Raw genomic sequence first — 3,218 nt, 5'->3', positions numbered from 1 at the left:
GATAAACATTTTCTATAAACTGGAAAATGCGAATTTTGTTAGTGCTACCCCATGCCCATCAAGCGAAGTTAAAATCATACCCTTAAAATAAAAAAACGTTATGCTTATCGTAAGAAGTTTATGAGAAAGGATGGTGTTTTTAATGAATCCTATTATTTCAAATGAACTGAATCTTTTTGCACAAGAGCTACAATACTTTTTATCTCCAGTAGTCCTACAAGATATCGCCAAACAAGTTGGCTTTGTACAGCGATCTAGTAAGTATCAAGCAAACGAACTCATTGCTCTTTGCGTATGGCTCAGTCAGGAAATAGCTAGCACATCACTTTCACAATTGTGTAGTCGATTGGAAGCTTCCACTGGGGTACTGATGAGTCCAGAAGGACTGAATCAACGCTTTAATCCAGCCGCTGTCGCATTTCTTCGAGAAGTCTTTACTTCCCTTCTCACACAAAAACTCTGTTCAAATCACTCGCTTTCTGCACACATGATCTCTACTTTCAATCGTATCCGTATTTTAGATGCGACAGTGTTTCAACTGCCTGATCATTTCGCCACTAACTATCAAGGTTCAGGCGGGAGTAGTAATACGGCAGGCGTGAAAATCCAATTGGAATATGATTTACTTAGTGGTCAATTTCTTAACGTGCAGCTTGGACCAGGAAAGAATAATGATAAAACATACGGTACCATCTGCCTTGAAACCGTAGAGGCGGGCGATTTGTGTTTACGTGATCTTGGTTACTTCGATTTAGGAGACTTACAAACTATTCATGATAAAGAGGCTTACTATATCTCGCGGTTGAAGCTGAATACACGCATTTATATCAAGAACCCTGAGCCAGAATACTTCAACAACGGCACGTTAAAAAAGCAAACAGAATACATCCAACTTGATATGACACAAATGATGTCGGGTCTAATCCCAGGTGAAACGATAGAAATCCCCGAGGCATACATTGGCCAAAATCAGAAGCTTCCAGCACGTGTCATTATCCATCGTTTAACCGATAATCAAACGCAAACACGCCTGAAAAACCAAGCGATACGTGAAAAGAAAAAAGGCATTGTCATGAAGGATAAAAGTAAACGTTTAATGGGTATGAATGTATATATCACGAACACGTCTCTAGAAGGAGTACCAACGAACTACGTGCACTCATTGTATTCACTTCGTTGGCAGATTGAAATTTTGTTTAAAACGTGGAAGTCATTTTTTGAAATTGATGAATGTAAAAATATTAAAAGAGAACGCCTAGAGTGCCATTTATATGGACAACTCATCGGCATTCTCCTCTGTTCTTCTACGATGTTTCAAATGCGACAGTTTCTGCTTGAAAAGACAAAGCAGGAGCTGAGTGAATACAAAGCGATTTATATGATTAAAGATTACTTTCCGTTACTGTTTCAAGCGATAGCCGTTGGCACAGAAGAAATTTTAAAAATTTTGCATCGTCTTTATCTGCTGCTCAAAAAGAACGGTCGTAAATGTCATCGGTATAAGAAGATGACCGTCTTTGATATTCTAGGGATTGTGTATAAAACGACGGTAAAGCATAGACAAGCTGCCTAGCGAAAAAATCACGTTTTAATAGGCTTCTTTAGCATGCCTACTTTTCTATCAATTGCTAGTTTTGAAACAAGGATCGTTTCATATCTAGTAATTTACTTGGTTAGCTTGATGGGCATGCGGCTGTACCCCTATTAAATAAATATGCTAATGACGTATTGAATTTTTTTAAAGAGATTTCAGATTTAAAATTATTTTTCGTTATTTCTGTCATAGCAGTCTGTTGCTATGGGGTATCATGGATATTATCTATTCGTATCTATCAAAACAAAGCTTTTTAATAGTAAATTCTTAAAGGAGGATTGTTTAAATGACATCAAAAAAAGAGCGTCCTAATCGAATACGAGAGTGGCTGAAAATTCTTGGAGCATTTCTAGTCATGCAATTAATCTTTATCATCCTTGATATGACTTCGTGGATACCAAACTTCAAGGAAGGAGGAGTTGGAGACCGTCTTGTTAATTCTGAGTTCTTTACGGAATGGTTCGCTCCTTATAAAACAAAGCAATTTAACGTACTAACGGCAGTTATGGCTATTTTATTATTCCTAAATGTATTAACAGGTGTAATAAAAGACGCCTTTTCTAGAAAAAGAGTTAATTAGCACATGCTGCGACCCAAAATAGTGGCTGTTTGTTTTTTTCTTCGAGCTGTTCTTTGTTCCGAACTAGCTGTACATCAATTAAACGTTGCTTTTTATCCATCTATTTTCCAATCCTGTTATTTTCAATGATTTGAATGTATACTTTTATCTAATTCCAATGAAATTAGATAAAAGTCAATGTTTAAGGGGGAATGAAAGTAAACTTTTGGCTAAAAGTTTACTTTCGTTTCTATTAGAAAAACAAAAAGACCTTGTAGCAATTGCTACTGATATTATCCCCTTTAGGTAGACAGTGTTAAAAAGACCATGTATAAACATGGATGTTACACTATTACTTGGAGGGGATTTTTCATGGCAAAAAAAGGTACAACATTTAATACATACTCGGAAGAAGTAAAGTTATCAGCTGTTCAAAGTTATTTAAACGGAGAAGGAAGCTACGATATGATAACGGAGAAATATCAGATTAAAAGCTCTACACAACTTAAAAATTGGGTGAAAAAATATAAAGAATGTGGTGAAATTACAGATACTCGTGGGAAAAATAGTGGAATGAAAGGGATACCAAACCCTTTAAAAGGCAAACGTGTTCATTTCAACACCATTGAAGAGGAACGTGACTACTATAAGGCTCAGGTTGAATATTTAAAAAAGCAGTATCCAAATCTGTAAATGGGGGCGTACCAAAATATAAAGAGAGATATCGTATCATTGAATCATTAAAGAGAAAATATCCAGTTCTATGGCTTACTAAATTTGCGGGTGTACATCGTTCAAGTTACTATAAGTGGATTCATACAAAAAGCATAAAAAACATGCGACTAGAGTCCGATCAACGATTAAAAAAGGTAATACAATCTATTCACGTAAAGCACAAGGAATATGGTTATCCACGTATGAAAATCGCTTTACAAGAAAAAGGTTATTTTATAAATCACAAAAAGGTATATCGCTTAATGAGTGAGCTCAACATTCAGTCTATTATTCGGAAGAAGCGTCGCTTCTTTAAAGGGAACTATTCCAATGTTTTTCCGAATGTTTTAA

General features: G+C 35.8%; 4 protein-coding genes and 1 pseudogene. All 5 read left to right on the top strand.

Annotation, left to right across the window (positions count from 1 at the left end; all coding sequences use genetic code 11):
* Nucleotides 1-142: 142 nt before the first annotated feature.
* The gene (locus AB3X48_RS19875; protein ID WP_088099758.1) at nucleotides 143-1,573 is read left to right on the top strand and encodes an IS4 family transposase; all 1,431 of its coding nucleotides are present in this window, start codon (nucleotides 143-145) and stop codon (nucleotides 1,571-1,573) included.
* 128 nt (nucleotides 1,574-1,701) lie between these two features.
* A pseudogene (locus AB3X48_RS19870) lies at nucleotides 1,702-1,851 on the top strand (ABC-2 transporter permease); the annotation flags it as partial.
* Nucleotides 1,852-1,880: 29 nt separating this feature from the next.
* Nucleotides 1,881-2,174: a YfzA family protein gene (locus AB3X48_RS19865; RefSeq protein WP_367959843.1), complete on the top strand. Its 294-nt coding sequence runs from the start codon at nucleotides 1,881-1,883 to the stop codon at nucleotides 2,172-2,174.
* Nucleotides 2,175-2,525: 351 nt separating this feature from the next.
* Nucleotides 2,526-2,846: a helix-turn-helix domain-containing protein gene (locus AB3X48_RS19860; RefSeq protein WP_367959842.1), complete on the top strand. Its 321-nt coding sequence runs from the start codon at nucleotides 2,526-2,528 to the stop codon at nucleotides 2,844-2,846.
* A 143-nt stretch (nucleotides 2,847-2,989) separates the two neighbouring features.
* On the top strand, nucleotides 2,990-3,218 hold a 229-nt coding region (locus tag AB3X48_RS19855; RefSeq protein ID WP_367959841.1), incomplete at its 3' end, for an IS3 family transposase.

Source organism: Bacillus sp. S4 (assembly GCF_040838205.1).
Classification (GTDB): Bacteria; Bacillota; Bacilli; order Bacillales; family Bacillaceae_G; genus Bacillus_A; species Bacillus_A cereus_U.
The sequence above is the reverse complement of the archived record's forward strand: the minus strand, read 5'-3'. Positions and strand labels throughout refer to the sequence as shown.